This is a genomic window from Streptomyces sp. CNZ287, assembly GCF_007827615.1.
In genome coordinates this window covers 283977-302860 of record NZ_VISV01000002.1, presented here as the reverse complement: position 1 = coordinate 302860, position 18884 = coordinate 283977, and the positions used below count along the sequence as shown (strand labels likewise).

Annotated in this window: 17 protein-coding genes and 1 pseudogene; 12 read left to right on the top strand and 6 right to left on the bottom strand. The window is 73.4% G+C overall.

From position 1 onward, the window contains the following. Positions 1-147: 147 nt before the first annotated feature. Complete coding sequence (locus FB457_RS05535; protein WP_145781018.1) at positions 148-1101, top strand: pirin family protein; 954 nt, start codon at positions 148-150, stop codon at positions 1099-1101. A 512-nt stretch (positions 1102-1613) separates the two neighbouring features. Here the strand turns inward: FB457_RS05535 and FB457_RS05530 are convergent. After that, positions 1614-5687, bottom strand: a complete 4074-nt coding sequence (locus FB457_RS05530) for a discoidin domain-containing protein (RefSeq protein ID WP_145781016.1) — start codon at positions 5685-5687, stop codon at positions 1614-1616. Positions 5688-6013: 326 nt separating this feature from the next. After that, entirely contained in the window at positions 6014-6784 is a 771-nt protein-coding gene (locus FB457_RS05525; RefSeq protein WP_047014617.1) for a hypothetical protein, read from the bottom strand. 271 nt (positions 6785-7055) lie between these two features. Here FB457_RS05525 and FB457_RS05520 point away from each other — a divergent pair, with 271 nt between their 5' ends. Both FB457_RS05520 and FB457_RS05515 read left to right on the top strand, forming a co-directional pair. After that, positions 7056-7760 (top strand): helix-turn-helix domain-containing protein, encoded by a 705-nt coding sequence (locus tag FB457_RS05520; protein ID WP_145781015.1) that lies wholly within the window; start codon positions 7056-7058, stop codon positions 7758-7760. 68 nt (positions 7761-7828) lie between these two features. Beyond that, positions 7829-8380 carry a dihydrofolate reductase family protein gene (locus tag FB457_RS05515; RefSeq protein WP_047014619.1) on the top strand — a complete coding sequence of 184 codons (552 nt, stop codon included), beginning with the start codon at positions 7829-7831 and terminating at the stop codon, positions 8378-8380. Positions 8381-8443: 63 nt separating this feature from the next. Here FB457_RS05515 and FB457_RS05510 read toward each other — a convergent pair whose 3' ends face one another. Then, the gene (locus FB457_RS05510) at positions 8444-9988 is read right to left on the bottom strand and encodes a DHA2 family efflux MFS transporter permease subunit (RefSeq protein ID WP_145781013.1); all 1545 of its coding nucleotides are present in this window, start codon (positions 9986-9988) and stop codon (positions 8444-8446) included. A 239-nt stretch (positions 9989-10227) separates the two neighbouring features. On the opposite strand from FB457_RS05510, the gene FB457_RS05505 reads away from it, so the two are divergent. After that, positions 10228-10638: a universal stress protein gene (locus tag FB457_RS05505; RefSeq protein ID WP_047019739.1), complete on the top strand. Its 411-nt coding sequence runs from the start codon at positions 10228-10230 to the stop codon at positions 10636-10638. A 61-nt stretch (positions 10639-10699) separates the two neighbouring features. Next, entirely contained in the window at positions 10700-10921 is a 222-nt protein-coding gene (locus FB457_RS05500) for a dodecin (RefSeq protein ID WP_047014621.1), read from the top strand. Positions 10922-10957: 36 nt separating this feature from the next. Here the strand turns inward: FB457_RS05500 and FB457_RS05495 are convergent, their stop codons facing one another. Further along, positions 10958-11827 carry an Fpg/Nei family DNA glycosylase gene (locus FB457_RS05495; RefSeq protein WP_047014622.1) on the bottom strand — a complete coding sequence of 290 codons (870 nt, stop codon included), beginning with the start codon at positions 11825-11827 and terminating at the stop codon, positions 10958-10960. Positions 11828-11855: 28 nt separating this feature from the next. Here FB457_RS05495 and FB457_RS05490 point away from each other — a divergent pair, with 28 nt between their 5' ends. After that, positions 11856-12536: a helix-turn-helix domain-containing protein gene (locus FB457_RS05490; RefSeq protein ID WP_145781011.1), complete on the top strand. Its 681-nt coding sequence runs from the start codon at positions 11856-11858 to the stop codon at positions 12534-12536. Between the two features lie 58 nt (positions 12537-12594). Here FB457_RS05490 and FB457_RS05485 read toward each other — a convergent pair whose 3' ends face one another. Continuing rightward, on the bottom strand, positions 12595-12987 hold the full coding sequence (locus tag FB457_RS05485; RefSeq protein WP_186461929.1) for a VOC family protein: 393 nt from the start codon (positions 12985-12987) through the stop codon (positions 12595-12597). Between the two features lie 157 nt (positions 12988-13144). On the opposite strand from FB457_RS05485, the gene FB457_RS05480 reads away from it, so the two are divergent. The 4 genes from FB457_RS05480 to FB457_RS05465 all read left to right on the top strand — a co-directional run bounded on the left by FB457_RS05480 (position 13145) and on the right by FB457_RS05465 (position 16672). Next, the gene (locus FB457_RS05480; protein ID WP_486588927.1) at positions 13145-13642 is read left to right on the top strand and encodes a MerR family transcriptional regulator; all 498 of its coding nucleotides are present in this window, start codon (positions 13145-13147) and stop codon (positions 13640-13642) included. 149 nt (positions 13643-13791) lie between these two features. Next, a complete protein-coding gene (locus FB457_RS05475; RefSeq protein ID WP_047014625.1) occupies positions 13792-14949 on the top strand; it encodes an NAD(P) transhydrogenase subunit alpha in 1158 nt (385 codons plus the stop codon). After that, on the top strand, positions 14946-15263 hold the full coding sequence (locus tag FB457_RS05470) for an NAD(P) transhydrogenase subunit alpha part 2 (protein ID WP_047014626.1): 318 nt from the start codon (positions 14946-14948) through the stop codon (positions 15261-15263). The genes FB457_RS05475 and FB457_RS05470 overlap by 4 nt, the downstream gene beginning before the upstream one ends. Continuing rightward, complete coding sequence (locus FB457_RS05465; protein WP_145781009.1) at positions 15260-16672, top strand: NAD(P)(+) transhydrogenase (Re/Si-specific) subunit beta; 1413 nt, start codon at positions 15260-15262, stop codon at positions 16670-16672. Before FB457_RS05470 ends, FB457_RS05465 begins: the two co-directional genes overlap by 4 nt. Before the next feature lie 37 nt (positions 16673-16709). Here the strand turns inward: FB457_RS05465 and FB457_RS05460 are convergent, their stop codons facing one another. Next, positions 16710-16898: a hypothetical protein gene (locus tag FB457_RS05460; RefSeq protein ID WP_047014628.1), complete on the bottom strand. Its 189-nt coding sequence runs from the start codon at positions 16896-16898 to the stop codon at positions 16710-16712. 287 nt (positions 16899-17185) lie between these two features. Between FB457_RS05460 and FB457_RS05455 the strand changes: the two are divergent. Continuing rightward, positions 17186-18174, top strand: a pseudogene (locus tag FB457_RS05455) (DUF3048 domain-containing protein). Positions 18175-18272: 98 nt separating this feature from the next. Further along, positions 18273-18872, top strand: coding sequence for a TetR/AcrR family transcriptional regulator (locus tag FB457_RS05450; protein ID WP_047014629.1), 600 nt, complete (start codon positions 18273-18275; stop codon positions 18870-18872). Positions 18873-18884: the final 12 nt, after the last annotated feature.

The following is an 18884-nucleotide window of genomic DNA, read 5'->3' as shown; positions in this document are numbered from 1 at the left end:
CTGCCGCGTGCGGCCCCGGAACCGGTCGGTCATCGCCGGGGCCCGTCCGGCGTGCCGAATGTCCCCGAGAAGTCCCAGGGACTCACCGTGCCCGTCAGGAAGCTCACATCATCGCAGTTCAAGGGCGCTTTCCCTACCATGGGCACCATGAGCAATCTGGACATGAAGCCCCCCGTCGCCGCCTGCGGCGGGCGGGCGGACGTGACGGCGGAGCCGGTGCGCGAGGTGCTGGAGGCGCGCCACATGCCGCTGGGCGAGAGCACGGTGGTGCGGCGGCTGCTGCCGAACCTCGGCCGGCGGATGGTCGGCGCCTGGTGCTTCGTCGACCACTACGGCCCCGACGACATCGCGGGCGAGCCCGGGATGCAGGTACCGCCGCATCCGCACACCGGGCTGCAGACCGTGAGCTGGCTGCACGACGGCGAGGTCCTGCACCGCGACAGCCTGGGCAGCCTGCAGACGGTGCGGCCGCGGGAGTTGGGGCTGATGACGGCGGGGCGGGCCATCGCCCACTCGGAGGAGTCGCCGCGCGACCACTCGCGGATGCTGCACGGCGCGCAACTGTGGGTGGCGCTGCCCGACGCCCACCGGGCCACCGCACCCGCCTTCGAGCACCACGCGGAGCTGCCGCACGTGGCCGGCGGCGGCCTGTCGGCGACGGTGATCCTCGGCGAGCTGGCCGGCGCGTCGTCCCCGGGGACGACGTACACGCCGATCGTCGGTGCGGACGTCACCCTGACGGCGGGCACGGAGGCGCGGCTGCCGGTCGAGCCCGACTACGAGTACGCGGCGCTGACGATGTCCGGCGAGGCGGAGGTCGATGGGCTGCGACTCGCCCCGGAGTCCATGGTCTACCTGGGCTGCGGCCGTACGGAGCTGCCGCTGCGGGCCGACGTGGACAGCTCGCTGATGCTGCTGGGCGGCGAGCCGTTCGCGGAGCGGCTCGTGATGTGGTGGAACTTCGTGGGCCGCCACCACGACGAGATCGACTGGGCCCGTGCGGAGTGGATGAGCGGCACCGGCTTCGGCGAGGTCCACGGCTACGAGGGCCCTCGGCTGGAGGCGCCGCCGCTGCCGCCGACCCCGCTCAAGCCGCGCTGAGCGCCTGGCTGTTCACCCGCCGCCGTACCCGTACGGGCACGGCGGCGGGGCACGTCATGGGCCCCGCTGCCGGGGGAACAACGGGGCCCGAACAGAAGACTACGCGTCAGTAGCGCTCTTGCGAAGCGGTCCGCCCGCGCCTGGTCAGAATCCGGCCACCTGCGTCGATGACCGTTCAGGCATACGGGGCCCGCCGCACGCCGGGAGACGGGCACGAACCCCATGGCGAACCGGGATCAAGGCGCCCAATAGTCAGAAGTGCCGTTTCCCGGAATCTTCCGCCCGCCACCGGGGCGCCGCGTGCGGCGGCGCCGAGATGCCGCTGGGGCAGCGCCCGGCGGTGGCGGAGGCGCGGGCAGTCAGGCGGATGAGGTACGAGAACGGCGGATTCGCCTGCTCCGGCCGCGCCCGGCCGCCCCCGGGCTCCGGGGCGCGCGCCGTATGTGCCGGCGACGGCGCCCCGGCCGGGCATCGGGCTCCGGCCGGGGCGCCGGCCCGCGAGGGGCCGCGGATCAGGGCTGGATGTCGATGGTGAAGGTGGACGTGGTGTTCTTGACGTCCTGCGCGTTGTTCCTCAGGGTCAGGTTGCGGAACGTGACCTGACCGACGGCCGGGCCCTGCCCCGCCTCGGGCATCTCGTTCGCCCACAGGCCGAAGCCGGACTTGGCGTCGAGGGCGTCACCGCTCTTGCGGGCGCCCGAGACGGTGATGTCGGTGAGGATGGTGTCCTTGATCGGGAACTGCGGCTGGCCTCCCACGTAGTTCGTCTGGAACATGATCCCGGAGTACGTCGGGTCGGTGATGTCGACGTTGTTGATCCTGATGCCCTGGAAGACCTTCGAGGCGGAGAAGAGCCAGATGCCGGGGAAGGTCTGCGCGCCCCAGAAGTGCCCGCCGCACCGCTCGATGGTGATGTTCTCCAGGGTCGTCGGCTGGGTGCCGAAGCCGTTCATCGGATAGCCGAAGTCCAGCGAGCTGACGGTGACTCCGGAGTAGACGAGGGTGTCGGCGATGCGGATGTTGCGGAAGGTGTTGTTGTAGCCGCCGTAGACGGCGATGCCCGCGGCCCGCCAGGTGAGCAGCGAGGTCAGGTTCTCGTAGACGTTGCTGTGCATGTCGGAGCCGCCCGCGTCGATCGCGGAGAAGAGCGCGAAGCTGTCGTCGCCGGTGGCGCGGGACTCGTTGTTGACGACGTGGGCGCCGGTGCTGCCGTTCGTCATGTTGATCGCGTCCGCGAAGGAGTTGCGGATGCGGGAGTTCCCGATGGTGATGTCGTCGGTGTTCGCGCCCCAGTAGAGGCACACCATGTGCTCGTTCCAGATGTCGTCGATCGTGATGTCCGAGACGTTCTGGAAGTCGAAGACCTTGCCGGGGCCGTCGATACGGCTGGTGTAGTTGCCGAAGTAGGCGAAGCCGCGGAAGGAGGACCCCGCCGCCGCCTGCTCGGCGCGGAAGCCCACGTCGGTGTTCTGCTGGCCCGCGGGCGCGTGGAAGCGGGTGTACCAGGGTCCGGCACCGACGACCTGCACCGGCTTGCCGTACACCTGGAACTTGCTCGACGTCTGGTACTCGCCATGCGGCAGGTAGACGCCCTTGAGCTGTCCCGTGGTGTCCATGCGCACGCGGTCCAGGGCGTTCTGCACGTCCTGGTGGGTGACCCCGGCGGGCACGGTGTACGCGGCCGGGTCCGGGTTGGCCTTCGGCGCGACCTGCTCCAGGCTGACGAAGTCGATCGCGTAGCTGGTGGTGTTGGCCGCGTCCTTCTGCAGCCGGATCTTGCTGCCGGCGGGCACGGTCCTGTCCAGCATCAGGTTCGCCTCGTCGTAGATGTGCCGCGCGGGCCCGGCGCCGGGGCTGTTGCCCGGGGCGGCTTCGGCCCCGTACAGCCAGGCGTACGTCGAGGTGAGGCTGATGGCCTTGTGGAAGGTGCCGTCGACGTAGACGTTCAGGGTGGCGTCGATGCCGCCGCCGCCCGGAGCGTCGGGGATGGAGAACCGGGTGACCAGGGTGTTCGTGCTCGATTTGGTGGTGAACTCGACCGACTCTCCGGTCTGGTCGAGGGTCACCGCGCGCCGCCCGGACGCCTCGCCCGCGACGTCGCCGATGGTGCGGTTCGGGCCGACGACCTGCGCGCCGCCGGCGACGGCGCCGTCCTCGGCCTCGTACGTGTCGTACGGCATGTCGGCGCCGCGGCCGACGAAGAGCGACTCGGTGCTGGTGTTGTTCTCGCGCTTGACCGGCACCTCGTTGGCGTCGGCGGCGACCGTCACCTCGACGGTGTACGAGCCGTTGGCCGCGGTCCACCTGCCCAGGCCGACCGGGGCGGTGGTGGCACCGGCGGCGATGGTGCCGTTGTGGGCGCCGTTCAGCGTCGTGACCGTGCCGCCGGAGGCGCTGCGCAGCGTGAGGGTGATCGGGTGGCTGCCGCTCGCCGACGCCTGGGTGCCCTGGTTCTTCAGCGTGACCGAGAAGTCGACCCTCTCCCCGCCGGTCGCGGAGCTGGGCGTCCAGCCCACGGAGGCGACGAGGTCGCTGCTCTGCACGGGCGAGACGCGGAGCGGGGTGGGAGCGGTGTACTCGTTGTTCGCCTCGTCCTGTTCGACGACGGTGTCGTCGGGGTCGACGACGGCGGCGAGTGCGTACTCGCCGGCGTCGTGCGCCCCGGTGTTCGCGGTCACGGTCCGCGTGGCGCCCGGGGCCAGCGTGCCGACGTCGGCGGTGCCCGCCGGCTCGCCGCCGAGCAGGAAGTCGACGCCGGTGGCCGCCGCGGGCTCTCCGCCGGCGTTGTGCACGGTCGCGGCGAGGGTGACGGACTGGGTCTCGTCGGGGCTCGCGGGGGTGGGGGTGAGGCCGGTGATCTCCAGGTCGGGGTTGGGCGCGGCGGTGCCGAGGACCTGGAGTTCGCCGACCTGGCCCGCCGAGGCGCCGGTGTTGGCGGTGAACGACAGCCGCAGGTCGGCGACGCGGCCGGTCACGGGGACGGTGACGCTGTTGCCGGTGGCGGGGTCGAAGGCGTACTGGGCGCCGGCCTTGAGGGTGGTGAACGAGGTGGCGTCCTGCTCCCGGCCGAGGACCGAGAAGGTCTGGGTGCGCGGGCCCCAGACGGGGTCGGGATTGAGCTGGACGACGACGGCGCTGACGTCGGCGTTGGCGCCGAGTTCGACGGTGAGGGTGCCCGGGTAGGCCCCGCCGGCGCCTTCCCAGTAGGTGCCCCGGTTGCCGTCGTTGGCGTTGGTCGCGACGAAGTTGTGCACGTGGGAGGAGGCGGTGATCGGCTTGCCCCCGGCCAGGTCGGGATCGGCGGCGGCCGCGGTCGCGGCGGCGGTGCCGGGGTCCGGTGCGGCGGGCTCGGCGGTGGCGGTGGCGGACGGGCGGGCCCGGACGGCCACCTTGGCGCTGTCGGGCGACTGGTTGCCGGCGGTGTCCCGGGCACGTACGCGGTACGTGACGGAATCGCCGGGCGCCGGGGTGTCGACGTACGTCGTCACGTCGGCGCCGACGCCGGTGCGCAGCCGGCCGTCGGCGTAGACGTCGTAGCCGTCGAGGTCGTCCGCGCCGCCGGCCGGGGGCCGCCAGTCGAGCTGGACGCGGCCGTCGGGCAGCGCGGTGCGGGTGAGGTCGCGGGGGGTGCCGGGCGGCCGGGTGTCGCCCTCGGCCGGACCGTAGACCTCCAGCTCGGCCAGCCGGGCGCTGCCGGTGCCGGCGGTGAAGACGACGCGTACGTGGCGGGTGACGGCGGTGTCGAAGGAGAGGGTCGCGCTGTGGCCGCCGGAGGAGCCGAAGGCGATGTCGCGGGCGGCGGTCAGGTCGGTGAACTCCCGGCCGTCCGTGCTGCCCTGCAGCTTGAGGTTCTGCACCCGGGCGGCGCCGCCCTCGGGGAGCTTCAGCACGGCGCGGTCGATGCCGACGGTGGCGCCCAGGTCGGTCCGCAGCCACTGCTCGCGCTTGCTCTTCCCGCTCTGCCAGAAGCTGTCGCGGTCGCCGTCGCCGGCCCGGTCGGCGGTCCGGTCGCCGGTGTGGCTGCTGGCCAGGAGGGGGCGGCCCGCGGCGAGGTCGGCGGCGCCGTCCGCGGCGGTGTGCACGGTGAGTTCGGCGAGGCGGGCGGGGCGTTCCGCGGTGGTGCCGGCGAACTGCACGCGCACGTAGCGGGTGAGGGAGGCGGGGAAGCGCACGGTCACGGTGTTGTCCGCGGCGGGGCGGAAGGCCCGGGTGTCCTCGGCGGAGAGGGTGTGGAAGGTGGTGCCGTCGGCGCTGCCCTGCACGGCGAGCGTCTGCTTGCGCGCGGAGGCGTCGGCGGGCAGTCGCAGCACGACCTCGTCTACGCGCGCCCGCCGACGGAGGTCTGTCTGCACCCACTGCGCGCCGGTGCCCCGGCTCTGCCAGTACGTGTCCTGGTCGCCGTCGGTGACCTCCGCGGCGGCGTGCCGCGGGGCGGCGCTGCTCGCGGCGGCGGGGCGGCCGGCTGCGGCGTCGGAGCCGGTCGCGGCGACGGCGGGGAGGGCGGGGAGGGCGGGCAGGCCGAACAGGAGCAGTCCGGTGGCGAGGGCGGCGACGGTGGGCCGATGTCTCGAGCGGTGCTTTCTCATGGGGTCGTCCAACCTGTGAGTTAGCTAATTGCGCTGAGATATCGAAGAATTGCAGAACGATCATGGTAAGTCTACGGCCGCGACACCGACCCCGTTCCTGCACGCAGCCATAACTCATCGACTTGCGTGGACATGACAGCATGCCTTCAGGGGCCGCGTACGCACGAGTTGGCAGCGTGCGGAGCTGGAGACATCCACGTCGCCGATGCCGACCCGCCCGCCATGCGCCCCAGGACGCAACTCGCTTACATTTCTTGGTGGCTTCTTGCGCACACCACGACCCCGGCCGGGGCCCGTACGGGATACAGGCCCCGGCCGGGAGGAGGTCAGGGCCGTAGCCGCACCGTCGCCGTGGGCAGCACGACCTGGCCGGTGACGAACTCGCTCCACAGCCCGAACCGCAGCTCGTCGCCGGGCCGCGCCGTCGTCTCGACGAAGCCGACGGTGCGGCCGCGGTCCTCGCGGGTCGCGCCGAACGACAGCTGGAAGCGGGTGGTGCCCACGCGCTCCCCCGGCGGCACCGGGCTGGGCGGCAGGATCTCGTCGGCCGCCCACCGGTAGTCGCCGCGGTACGGATCCGCCACGCGCTCGAAGGTCTGCTCCAGGATCGAGCCGGCGCCGGGGATGACCACGAGCACCCCTGGCGTGCCGTCGACGCGCGTGTTGACGACGGTCACCTCGTGCTCCGAGCCGTCCGGCCAGGTGCCGAGGCCCTCGCCGACGAGTGAGCCGGGCGGGCAGGCTGCCACGCCGCCGGCTTCGACGACGGCGCGGGCGCAGGTCGGGAAGGACTCCGGGCGGAGGCTGACGGAGCTGTCGAAGAGGAAGACGAAGCGGCGGGCCGCGACGGGCGTCGTCCCCTCGGCGGCGCGGCTGCGCCGGTCGAAGGCGACGGTCACGCTCCGCCCGGGTCCGCGGGTCGCGGTGACGTCCAGGGTGTCGATGTTGTCGGTGCCCTCCACATCCGGTTCGTACGGGCGCTGCGGCCCGCCGGGCGCGGGGTCGGGCGCGGCCGCGGGCGCGGCGGCCTGGGCGAGCGGGGTCAGCGCGACCGCACCTGCCAGGACGGCGGCCAGGGCCGTGGCGAGACGTCTCAAGGGGTCCCCCTCAGGGATCTCGGTGGATCGTTCGCGGCCCGCATCGAAGCACCGGGCCGCGAAAGCGGGTATAAAAGCCCTGCTCCGGGGGGTGCGCGCCGCCGCGGGCAACACCCGTACGCCGCACGGGGCTTCGCGGCGGCGGAGACGGTCCGGGGCGACCGCCGCGCGCCCGTCCCGCTGTCCGCCGCCGGGCCGGTGTCGGTGGCGCGTGCCAGACTGCACGGTGGGAGCGCGCCCGCGCGGGGTGCCGGTTGTCGCAAGGGGCGCGATGGGGCTGGAGATCGAGGGACGGGCGTCGGACTCACCGTACGTGTCATACGTCTGGCGCAGCCGCAGCGAGGGCGTCGACCGGATGACGGCGGTCGCGTCGGCCTGCTGGGACCTGGTGTTCTGGGAGTCGCGCGCCGGGTTCCAGGCCGCGGTGGCGGGCCCCGAGTCGCGGACGAGCACGGCGCCGGTGCCCGAGGAGGCGGCGTTCTTCGGCATCACCTTCGCGCTGGGCACCTCGCTGACGCATCTGCCGGCGCCCCTGCTCGTCGACGGCGGGGTGGACATACCCGGCGCGACGCACAGGTCGTTCTGGCTGAAGGGCTCCCACTGGCCGGTGCCGGGGCCCGACGACGCCGAGGCGTTCGCGGACCGGCTGGTGCGCGCCGGCGTGCTCGCCCGCGACCCGCTCGTCAGCGACCTGATGCGCGGCGGCACGCCGGACGTCTCCGCGCGCACCGCGCAGCGGCGCTTCCAGGCCGCGACCGGGTTCACCCACGGCGCCGCCCGGCAGATAGAACGGGCGCGGCACGCCGCGGTGCTGCTCCGCGAGGGCACGGCGGCCGACGACGTGGTGCACCGCCTCGGCTACTACGACGAACCCCATCTGGCCCACGCGCTCAGCCGCTTCATCGGCCGGACCGCGGGACAGTTGCGGAACGACCCGCGGCCCGCGCGGCCGCTGGCGCTTCTGTACAAGACCTGACGGCCCGGCGGCCGCTAACGTCCCGACGGACTGCACGTCCGCCGACCCCCCGCCTTCTGGAGCCTCTCGTGAGAAAGATCGTTGCCAGCCTGTTCATCTCCCTCGACGGCGTCGTGGAGGCGCCCGACCAGTGGCACATGTCCTACTTCGACGACGAGATGGGCGAGGCGGTCGGCGGGCTGATGTCCGACACCATGCTCTACGGCCGCAAGACCTACGAGAGCTTCGCGGAGGCGTGGCCGCAGCGGGAGGGGACCGACGACGAGGACGCCGGGTTCGCGAAGATCCTCGGCGACGCCCGCAAGATCGTCGTCAGCCGCGGCGAGGTCGACCTGAGCTGGCGCAACTCCGAGAAGCTCCAGGGCGACCTGGTCACCGGCGTGACCGCGCTCAAGAAGGAGCCCGGCGGGAACGTCTCCATCGGCGGCTCGGTCTCCGTGATCCGCGAACTGCTCGCGCACGGCCTGCTGGACGAACTGCACCTGCTGGTCCACCCCGTGGCGGTGCGCCAGGGCGAGCGGCTCTTCGACGAGGGCGGCACCAGGATCCCCCTGAAGCTGCTCGACTCCAGGGCGTTCGCCTCCGGCGTGCTGCACCTGGTCTACGGACCGGCCGACTAGACGGCAGGCCCGTCCCCCACTCGAGTCGCCGAGCCGTACCGCCTCCGAACCGGCGTCCGGGGCCTAAGGGCGTTCCGGCTCCTCGGGGTCGGTGGCGGGCGGGTCCTCGATCAGGGACTGCAGCGGCGGGCCCGCCACCGCGCAGTGCACGTGGCACGGCGGTTCCGCCGGTACCGCCGGCTTCTTCGGCGAGCGGATCGTCAGCCACGACAGCACGGCCCCGCCCGCGAGCAGCGCGGCGCAGATGAGCAGCGCGACGCGGAAGCCGTCGCCGAACGCCCCGGGGTTGCGGTAGTCGTTGCCGGAGAGCCCGGCGGCGAGCGGCAGCGCGGCGACGGCGAGCAGGCCCGCGGCGCGGGCCACCGCGTTGTTGACGCCGGAGGCGATGCCGGAGTGCCTGTCCTCCACCGCGCCGAGGACGGTGGCGGTGAGCGGCGCGACCGTCGTCGCCAGGCCGAAGCCGAAGAGCACCACGCCGGGCAGCACCTCGCGTACGTACGACACGTTGTCGCCGGGGCCGCCGATGCGCAGCATCAGCAGCAGCCCGCCGGCGCAGATCGCCGGGCCGACCGTCATCGGGATGCGCGGCCCGATGCGCTCCGACAGCTTTCCCGACCGCTCCGAGAGCGCCAGCATGATGAGCGTCACCGGCAGCAGCGCGGAGCCCGCGGCGATCGGCGAGTAGCCGGCGGCGATCTGCAGGTCCAGCACGAGGAAGAAGGTCACCCCGCCGAGGGCGGCGTAGACGACGAACGTGACCAGGTTCGCCGCGGTGAACTGGCGGGAGCCGAAGATCCCGGTGGGCAGCATCGGGTGGCTGCTGCGCCGCTGGACGCACACGAACGCCGCGAGGCTCGCCACCCCCACGGCGCTGCTCGCGGCCAGCAGCAGCGCCGAGACGCCCTTCCCGGGCGCGGCGATCAGGGCGTACGTCACGCCCGCCAGGCCGAGCGCGCCGAGCGCGGCGCCGGTCCAGTCGAAGCGTCCCGTGGCCGTCTCGTCGCGGCTCTCGGGTACGTGCCGGGCGGCGACGGCCACGACGACGGCGGCCAGCGGCACGTTGATGGCGAACACCCACCGCCAGCTCGCCGCCTCCACCAGCCAGCCGCCGAGCAGCGGGCCGAGGGCGCTCGCGATGCCGGCGAGCCCCGACCAGACGCCGATCGCGCGGGCCCGGTCCTCGGGGGCGAAGGAAGCCTGGATGAGGGCGAGGGAGCCGGGCGTCAGCAGCGCGCCGCCGATGCCCTGGAGGGTGCGGGCGGCGATGAGGATGCCGACGTTGGGCGCCAGCGCGCAGAGCAGCGAGGCCACCGCGAACCACACGGTGCCGAAGATGAAGATCCGGCGGCGGCCGTAGCGGTCGCCGAGGGCGCCGCCGAGGAGGATGAGCGCGGCGAGGGTGAGGGTGTAGCCGTTGACGGTCCACTGCAGACCGCCGAGGGAGGCGCCGAGTTCGTCGCCGATGGTGGGCAGCGCGACGTTGACGACGGTGGCGTCGAGGAAGGTGATGCCCGAGCCGATCACCACCGCGGTCAGCAGCCAGCGCCCGGCCGGCTGGGCGAGCCGCAGATCCGCGGGTGCACCGGCCGGCGGGTGGGAGTGCGTCATGCCCGCAGTCAACCGCACCGCCCGGCCGCGCGCACCGTACCGGAGCGTGCCCGCCGTGCGGCGCGTCGGGTACCGTCCGGGTTGTGAGCGAAGCCGGCACCGGGGGCAACCTCGACGACAGGTCAGAGAAGAGGTCGGCGGGCGGGTCCGGGGACGGGACCGGGGAGCGCCCGGACGACCGCCCGGGAGACCGGCCCGGGGCCGCGTCCGGCTTCGAGCGCGGCACCGACGGCCCCAAGGTGATCCTCGTCGGCGTCGACGGCTCCGACACCTCCTGGCGCGCCGCCGCCTACGCCGCGGGGCTGGCCCGGCGGCAGGGCTCGCTGCTCGCGGTGGTGTACGTGCAGCCGACGCTGGCCGCCGCGGCGGCGCTCGGCGCGCCGGTGGCGGGCACGACGGCGGAGGTCGCCGAGGAGCTGGTGGCGGAGATCCGGCAGGCGGTGGCTCAGTTGCGCGGGTTGTTCGACGTGCGCTGGGAGTTCCACACCCTGCACGGTGACGCGTACACGGGGCTGGTGCAGGCGGCGCAGGACCTCACGGCGGACGCGGTGATCGTCGGCGCCTCGGAGCAGGCGGGGCACCGGCTCGTCGGCTCGGTGGCGGTGCGCCTGGTCAAGGCGGGCCGCTGGCCGGTCACCGTGGTGCCGTAACCGCCGCCGGCCGGGCGCCGTCCGTGTCGCGGGCCCGGCGGGTCTGCGGCACGGTGGGTTCATGAGCGATCACACGTACCGCCTCACCGAGATCGTCGGCTCCTCCCACACCGGTGTCGACGACGCCGTCCGCAACGGCGTCGCGCGCGCCTCGCAGACGCTGCGCAACCTCGACTGGTTCGAGGTCACCCAGGTGCGCGGGCAACTGGAGAACGGCGCCGTGGCGCACTGGCAGGTGTGCCTGAAGGTGGGCTTCCGGCTGGAGGACGCGGGCGGCTCCTGACGGCCCTCCGCGGCCGGCAGCCCGCCGCGGCCGCGCTCACTTCAGCAGCCGGGACATCCTCCGGTCGGCCAGCGGCTTGCCGCCGGTCTGGCAGGTGGGGCAGTACTGCAGCGCCGAGTCGGCGAACGACACCTCGCGGATCGTGTCGCCGCAGACCGGGCATTTCTCCCCGGCCCGCCCGTGCACCCGCAGCCCGCTCTTCTTCTCCGCCTTCAACCGCCCCGCGGCCACGCCGCGGGAGCGCTCGACGGCGCCGCGCAAGGTGTCGCCGATCGCCGCGTAGAGCACGGCGGTCTCCTCGTCGGTGAGGTTCGCGGCGAGCTTGTACGGGGAGAGCTTCGCGACGTGCAGGATCTCGTCGGAGTACGCGTTGCCGATCCCGGCGATCGTCGACTGGTCCCGCAGCACGCCCTTGATCTGCCGCCGCTCGCCCGCCAGCAGCCCCGCGAACGCCTCCGCCGTGAACGCCGCGTCCAGCGGGTCGGGCCCCAGCCGGGCGACGCCGGGCACGTCCCGCGGATCCCGTACGCAGTAGACCGCGAGGCGCTTCTGGGTGCCCGCCTCGGTGAGGTCGAAGCCCGCGCCCTCCGGCTCGGCCAGCCGCACCCGCAGCGCCAGCGGGCCCTTGCCGGGACGCGGCGGCGCGGCCGGCAGCTTGTCCTTCCACTGCAGCCAGCCGGCCCGGGCCAGATGGATCACCAGGTGCAGCTCGTCGGCGACCGTGAGGTCCAGGAACTTGCCGTGCCGCCCGACGGCCGTGACCTCGGCGCCCTCCAGCGCGGTGAGCGGCGGGTCGTACGTCTTGAGCACACTGATCGCGACCGGCTGCACCCGGGCGATGTACCGCCCCACCAGGTGCTCGGTGAGGAATCCGCTGAGCGCTTCGACTTCGGGAAGCTCGGGCATGCCTCCCAGTCTGCGGCATCCTGGAGTGATGTACGAGGAGAGACCGGTGCTGCTCGGCGGCGCGGTCGTCTGGCACCGCCGGGACGTCCGCCCGGGCCCGTACCGGGTGCTCCCGGACGGCGGCACCGACCTGATCCTCACGCCCGGCGGGCTGCTCGCCGCGGGCCCCGACACGGTGGCGCACGTCGGCACCGCGGCCGCGGGCGACACGTACACCGGGCTGCGCTTCGCCCCCGGGCAGGGCCCGGCGGTGCTGGGCGCGCCCGCGTACGAGCTGCGGAACCTGCGGGTGCCGCTGGCGGACCTGTGGGGCGAACGGCGGGCCCGGATCGCGGCGGAGCGGGTCGCCGGGGCGGCGGACCCGGGCGCGGCGCTGGAGGCGCTGGCGCGGGCCCGGCTGGCGGACGCGGAGCCGCCGGAGCCGTACGTGCCGGCGGTGGTCGCGGCGCTGGCGGCGGGCCGGCCGGTGGCCGAGGTCGCGGGGGCGGTGGGGCTCGGCGAACGGCAGTTGCACCGGCGCAGCCTCGCGGCCTTCGGGTACGGGCCGAAGACCCTGGCCCGGGTGCTGCGGATGAACCGCGCGCTGGCGCTGGCCAGGGCGGGTACGCCCCCGGCCGCGGCGGCGGCGCTGGCGGGGTACGCGGACCAGGCGCACCTGGCGCGCGAGATGCGGGCGCTGACCGGGGTGCCGCTGACGGCCCTGCTCTGACCTGCACCCCGGCCCGGGCCGCGGCCACCCCGGCCCCGGGCCCCCGCGGGCGCGGCGGTCAGCCGAGCGGGGCGAAGAGGTCGACGCCGTTGCCGTCCGGGTCGTGCACCTGCGCGTAGCGCTGGCCCCACTCGGCGTCCCAGGGCGCCATGGCGCACTTGTACCCCGCCTCGGTGAGCATCGCGTACGTCGCGTCCACGTCGGCGGGGCCCTCGCAGCGGAAGGCGAGGCCGATGCGCCCCTCCCCGGTCGGCGGCTCGAAGTCGGGCGCGAAGGACTTGATCGTCTCTTCCGCGTCCCACATCAGGCGCAGCCCGCCGGGTAGTGCGGCCTCGACGTGCGGCTGCCCGTCGGCGTCGCCGGGGATGTCCAGGCCGAGCAGGCGGTAGAAGGCGAGGGTGGCGGCCATGTCGGCGGTCACCATTCCGATGGCGTCGAATCGTGCGGTCATGGCCCCGACCCTAGGAACGGTCCCGCACGCGCGTCTTGAACGAATCGGACGCCCTCACCCGCCCGGCGCAGTTCGGCCGGCCCGGTGCCCGCGGCCATCACGTCGTACCCGGGTCTCCGCCCTTGACTCCGCGCCGACTCTGCAAGTTAATGTGAACATGAAGTCGGACGAGTCCATGACCATCGGCGAGCTGGCCGGCCGCTTCGGCCTCGCCGCCCACGTGCTGCGGCACTGGGAGGCCATGGGCCTGCTCACCCCGGCGGAGCGCGTGAACGGCCGCCGGCGCTACACCTCCGACCATATCTCCCGGGTCGCCATGATCATCGGCGGCAAGCGCGGCGGGCTCAGCCTGGAGCAACTGCGCGAGCTCTTCGCCGCGCAGGGCCCCGGCGACCGGCACGCGCTGCTGGCACGGCACCGGGAGGAGCTTCAGGAGCGGATGCGGGAGATCGAGCGGTCGAAGGCGATGATCGACCACGCGCTGGAGTGCGAGGCGCACGACTTCACCCGCTGCCCCACTTTCCAGGCCCTCGTGCGCCGGCTCGCGGCCGGCGAGAGCCTGGCTCAGCTCCCGGTCGGGACCGGCCCGTCCGCCGGTCGCGATCCGCAGGAACCGCACGTCCGGGGCGGTCCGAACGGAACGGTTATCCGATAGCGTGCCCGTCCCGGCACCACCACCGCACACCGCGCCACCACCGCACCGCCAACGCACACCCGCATCACCACTGCCCGAGGTGTCCCCACCGCGCACCGAGGGCAGCACCCTGAGGTCGCCCGCAATTCGCCCAAGAGGGAGCGAGAAGCATGGGAGCCCAAGCCGTCACCGCGGGGGTCCTGAGGGAGCGCGCGCCGGATGAGCGCCGCGTCGCCCTCACCCCCGAAGTCGTCACCCGTGTGCGCCGGTCGGGTGTCGACGTCCTCGTCGAGACCGGCGCGGGCACGAGCGCCTGGTTCACCGACGCCGACTACACGGCCGCGGAGGCCGAGGTCGTCGGCGCGGACGAGCTGATCCGCCGGGCCGACGTCGTGCTCTGCGTCGCACCGCCCGACCGCGAGACCGCCGCCGCCCTGCGCTCCGGGCAGACGCTCATCGGCATGCTCGACCCGCTCCGCCAGGCCACCCTGATCGGCGAGCTGGCCGCCCGGGGGGTGACCGTCGTCAGCCTCGACCTGCTGCCCCGTACGCTCAGCCGGGCCCAGACGATGGACGCGCTGACCTCCCAGGCCAACGTCGCGGGATACAAGGCGGTGCTGCTCGCCGCCGACAGTTACGACCGGTACTTTCCGATGCTGACGACGGCGGCGGGCACCTCGAAGCCCGCCGCCGTCCTCGTGCTCGGCGCGGGCGTCGCCGGGCTGCAGGCCATCGCCACCGCCCGCCGGCTCGGCGCGATCGTCACCGCGTACGACGTCCGGCCCGCGGCAAAGGGCGAGATCGAGTCGCTGGGCGCGAAGTTCCTGGAGCTGGAGGGCGTGGCCTCGGCGGCCGGCGAGGGCGGCTACGCGCGCGTGCTCACCGACGAGGAGCAGCGGGCGCAGCTCGCCGCGCTGACGGCGGCGGTGCCGCGCTTCGACGTGGTGATCACCACCGCCCGGGTGCCGGGCCGCAAGCCGCCGCTGATGGTCACGGCCGAGGCGCTGGAGCAGATGCGACCGGGCTCGGTGGTGGTGGACATGGCCGCCAGCGAACTCGGCGGCAACGTGGAGCTCTCCGAGCCGGACAAGACCGCGGTGCTCGCCGGCGGCGTCACGCTGATCGGTGCGGGCAACCTGCCGTCGGTGATGGCGACGGCCGCCTCCACCGCGTACGCCCGCAACATCAGCGCGCTGCTGGCACACCTGGTGGCCGACGAGGCGGTGCGCATCGACCTCGACGACGACATCCAGGCCGGCGTGGTCGTCGCGCACGGCGGCGAGGTCGTCAGCGACGCGGTCGCCCCGCGGAACGGAGGGAACCGGTGAACCTCGATCTGCTCACCGCCGTCACGATCTTCGTGCTCAGCGTGCTGGTCGGCTTCGAAGTGATCAGCAAGGTGCCGGCGACGCTGCACACGCCGCTGATGTCCGGCGCCAACTCGATCCACGGGATCGTGCTGATCGGCGCGATGCTGGTGACGTCCCTGGCCGACGAGCCGCTGGAGTACGCGCTGGCGTTCGTGGCCGTCGCGTTCGGCGCGATGAACGTCGTCGGCGGGTACGTCGTCACGGACCGGATGCTCCACATGTTCCGTGCCCGGCCCACGCCGGGCGGCGCCAAGGGGGGTGCGGCGAAGTGAGCGATCTCGAGACCGCCGTACGGTACGTGCTGCTGGCCGCCGCCGCGTGCTTCGTGCTCGGCCTGCGGCTGATGAACTCCCCCGCCACCGCCCGCCGCGGCAACACCCTCTCGGCCGCTGCCATGGCGGTGGCGATCGTGGCCACCGCGGTGCTGCTGGCGGAGCGCGGCGACATCACGGCGACCGGCTGGCTGGTGCTGCTCTCCGCGACCATCGTCGGCTCCGGCGCCGGGCTGTATCTGGCCCGTACCGTCGAGATGACCGCGATGCCGCAGTTGGTGAGCCTCTTCAACGCGGTCGGCGGCGGCGCCGCCGCGCTGCTCGCCATCGTCGAGGTACTCCAGCACGCGCATCCGGAGGACCTCGGCGCGCGCACCACCGTGCCGGGCGGCATCGACATCCTCATCGGCGCCATCACCTTCTCCGGCTCGCTGATCGCCGCCGGGAAGCTGCAGGGCGTGATCCCGGGCAAGCCGATCGTCCTGCCGGGCACCCGGGCGCTGAACGCCGGGCTCGCCGTGGTCTTCGCCGGGGCCGGCGTCTGGCTGGTGGTGGACCCGGGCAGCGTCGCGGCGCTGACGCTGCTGACGCTCGCGGGGCTGGCGTTCGGCGTCACGATGGTGCTGCCGATCGGCGGCGCGGACATGCCCGTGGTGATCTCGCTCCTCAACGCCTTCACCGGCACCGCGGTCGGCATGGCCGGCTTCGTGCTCAACGAGCCGGCGCTGATCATCGCCGGGGCGCTCGTCGGCGCCTCGGGCACGATCCTCACCAAGCTGATGGCGGACGCCATGAACCGCTCGATTCCGGCCATCATCGTCGGCGGCTTCGGCACCGGCGACGAGGCGGCGGCCGTGGGCACGGACGGGGACGTGCAGGTGCGGCCGGTCTCCGTCGACGACGTGGCGATCCAGCTCGCATACGCCGGCAAGGTCGTCATCGTGCCGGGGTACGGGCTGGCGGCCGCGCAGGCGCAGCACGAGCTGGGCGACCTGGCGGACCTGCTGGAGGAGCACGGCGTGGAGGTCACGTACGCGATCCACCCGGTGGCCGGCCGGATGCCCGGGCACATGAACGTGCTGCTGGCCGAGGCGAACGTGCCGTATCCGCAGCTCAAGGAGATGGAGGAGGCGAACCCGGAGTTCCCGCAGGCGGACGTGGCGCTCGTGATCGGCGCCAACGACGTCACCAACCCGGCCGCGCGGCGGCCGGGCAACGCGATCTCGGGCATGCCGATCCTGGACGTGGACCGGGCCAAGAGCGTGGTGGTGATCAAGCGGTCGATGGGCCACGGGTACGCGGGCATCGACAACGAGCTGTACACCGCGGAGAACACCGGGATGTTCTTCACCGACGCCAAGAAGGGGCTCGCCGACCTCAAGGCGGCGGTCCGCACGTTCGTCGGCTAGGGCACCGTGGCGTGCGGGCGCGGGCGGCCCGGCCGGATCAGTCGATGCCGCGCAGGATGTGCAGCTCGGCGGTGTCGGCCGGGTCGTCCTCGTATCCGGCGAGCCGGATGGGGGCCGAGCGCGCCCACACGTCCAGGCTTGTCAGGGACTCCTCAGGCACGCGCGGGCGCGGGTGCGGCCGGGGCGCGGGCTGAGGATGCCGTTCCGGTGCGGCTTCGGTGGTCAAGGTGCACTCCTCCGGGTCATGTGAACTGGTCAGCCCGCCCTGGCCGGGCGGCGGGTGTCGGCGGCGGACACCCCGGGCTGTTCGGGTGGGCAGTTCGGACGCGGTGGCGCCGGCGTAGCTCGCGGACGGTCCGAGGTGTCGAACCCTTCCCCGGGGGCGGGGCTGTCCATTTCCCCAGGGTAACGACTCGGGGCCGGGGACGCCCGGCGTTATCCGGTCCGGCGGATCGATTCTGGAATCGGGCCACAGCCGCATATCAGGGTCATTTCACCCGGGGAAGGGGCGCCATGGGCACCAGCGGCATAGCCCGCCTTCTGCGTACGGCCGCGGCCCTGCCGGCCGTACTCCTGCTGCTGCCGCTGCTGCTCGCGGGCGGATGCACCGAGGAGGCGACGCAGAAGCCCGGAAAACCCCGGGACGAGCAGGGAAGCGGCTCGCCGTTCCCCGGACTGGCGGGACGCGGCGGACCGGTCCTGGGCGTGAAGGTCGACAACGCCGAGCCCGGCCGCCCGCAGACGGGCCTGGAGCACGCGGACATCGTCTACGTCGAACGGGTGGAAGCCGGTCTCAGCCGGCTGCTCGCGGTCTACGCCTCGCACCTGCCGGAGCGGGTCGGCCCGGTGCGCAGCGCCCGCGAGTCCGACCTCGAAGTCCTGGAGCAGTTCGGCAGGCCCGCGCTCGCCTTCTCCGGGGCGCAGTCCAAGCTGCTCCCGGTCATCGACGAGGCACCCCTGTTCCCGGTGCCGCCGGGCACGGCCGCCGACGCGTACCTGCGCGACCCGGCGAAGCCCGTACCGCACCACCTCTTCGTCCGGCCGGAGCGGGCGCCGGCCGCGGCGCCGGACGCGGACCGGGCACGGGACGTCGGCTTCCGCTTCGGCCCGGCGCCGAAGGGCGGCGAGGCCACCGCCGAGCGCACCGTGCGCTACCCGGCCGCCAGCTTCGGCTTCACCTGGGACGAGGACGGGAAGCGCGCTGGCTGGTTTCCTTCGACGGCACTCCTGCCGCCACCGTCGCGGGCGGGCGGCTCTCGGCGGCGACGGTCGTCGTCCAGCATGTGAAGATCCACGGCTCCGGCTTCGGCGACCGCTCGGGCAACGTCTCCCCCTTCACCGAGACCGTCAGCACCGGGAAGGCGGAGGTGCTGCGCGGCGGCAGGTCGTACGAGGCGCGCTGGGAGCGCCGATCGGCGGGCGGCGGCACGGAGTTCACCGACGCCGACGGCGAGCGGCTGCGATTCGCGCGCGGCCCGGTCTGGGTCGTCTTCACGGAGTGACGCAAACCACACCCTGATTGGCGCGAACAGGTTCTGACAGCCGCTACCATTTTTTGAGTACGAAACCGTTTCGTTCCGCTGACTGGGGAGGGGGCCCGATGGTCGTGCAGGACACCAGTACCACCGGGCGCCGGAGCCGGCTGAGCGCCGAGCGCGAGCAGGAGCTCTTCGACGCCGTGCTCGACCAACTGCGCGAAGTCGGCTACGAGGCCCTCACCATGGACGCGGTCGCGGCTCGTACGCGGTCGAGCAAGGCCACCCTCTACCGCCAGTGGCACTCCAAGCCGCACTTGGTCGCCACGGCGCTCCGGCACAGCAAGCCGGTGAGGTCGGCCGGGATCGACACCGGCACGCTGCGCGGAGACCTCGTGCAGTTCGCCGACGGCGTGTGCCAGAACGCGGAGAAGGACTCGGCCCTTCTGCGCGCGGTCGCCTTCGCCCAGCAGTCCAACGAGGAACTGCAGCAGGCCATGCGGCACCTCCTGATCGAGCCGGAGCTGGCCGCCTTCCAGGAGCTGATCGATCGCGCCGTCGCGCGCGGCGAGCTGCCCGCGGACATCCCCGCCGCGAAGTTCGTCCCGCACATGATGCTGGGGGCCATGCTGGCCCGGCCCCTCATCGAGAACGCGCCGGTCACCAGCGACTATCTTGTCCGTTATGTCGACGCAGTGATTCTCCCCGCCCTGCATATGAACTGACCAGTCGTTCGC

Coding starts and splice junctions, on each gene's coding strand:
- FB457_RS05535 (WP_145781018.1), top strand. CDS start 148: ATGAGCAATCTGGACATGAAGCCCCCCGTCGCCGCCTGCGGCGGGCGG.
- FB457_RS05530 (WP_145781016.1), bottom strand. CDS start 5,687: ATGAGAAAGCACCGCTCGAGACATCGGCCCACCGTCGCCGCCCTCGCC.
- FB457_RS05520 (WP_145781015.1), top strand. CDS start 7,056: ATGGGGCTGGAGATCGAGGGACGGGCGTCGGACTCACCGTACGTGTCA.
- FB457_RS05510 (WP_145781013.1), bottom strand. CDS start 9,988: ATGACGCACTCCCACCCGCCGGCCGGTGCACCCGCGGATCTGCGGCTC.
- FB457_RS05500 (WP_047014621.1), top strand. CDS start 10,700: ATGAGCGATCACACGTACCGCCTCACCGAGATCGTCGGCTCCTCCCAC.
- FB457_RS05495 (WP_047014622.1), bottom strand. CDS start 11,827: ATGCCCGAGCTTCCCGAAGTCGAAGCGCTCAGCGGATTCCTCACCGAG.
- FB457_RS05490 (WP_145781011.1), top strand. CDS start 11,856: ATGTACGAGGAGAGACCGGTGCTGCTCGGCGGCGCGGTCGTCTGGCAC.
- FB457_RS05485 (WP_186461929.1), bottom strand. CDS start 12,987: ATGACCGCACGATTCGACGCCATCGGAATGGTGACCGCCGACATGGCC.
- FB457_RS05480 (WP_486588927.1), top strand. CDS start 13,145: ATGAAGTCGGACGAGTCCATGACCATCGGCGAGCTGGCCGGCCGCTTC.
- FB457_RS05475 (WP_047014625.1), top strand. CDS start 13,792: ATGGGAGCCCAAGCCGTCACCGCGGGGGTCCTGAGGGAGCGCGCGCCG.
- FB457_RS05450 (WP_047014629.1), top strand. CDS start 18,273: ATGGTCGTGCAGGACACCAGTACCACCGGGCGCCGGAGCCGGCTGAGC.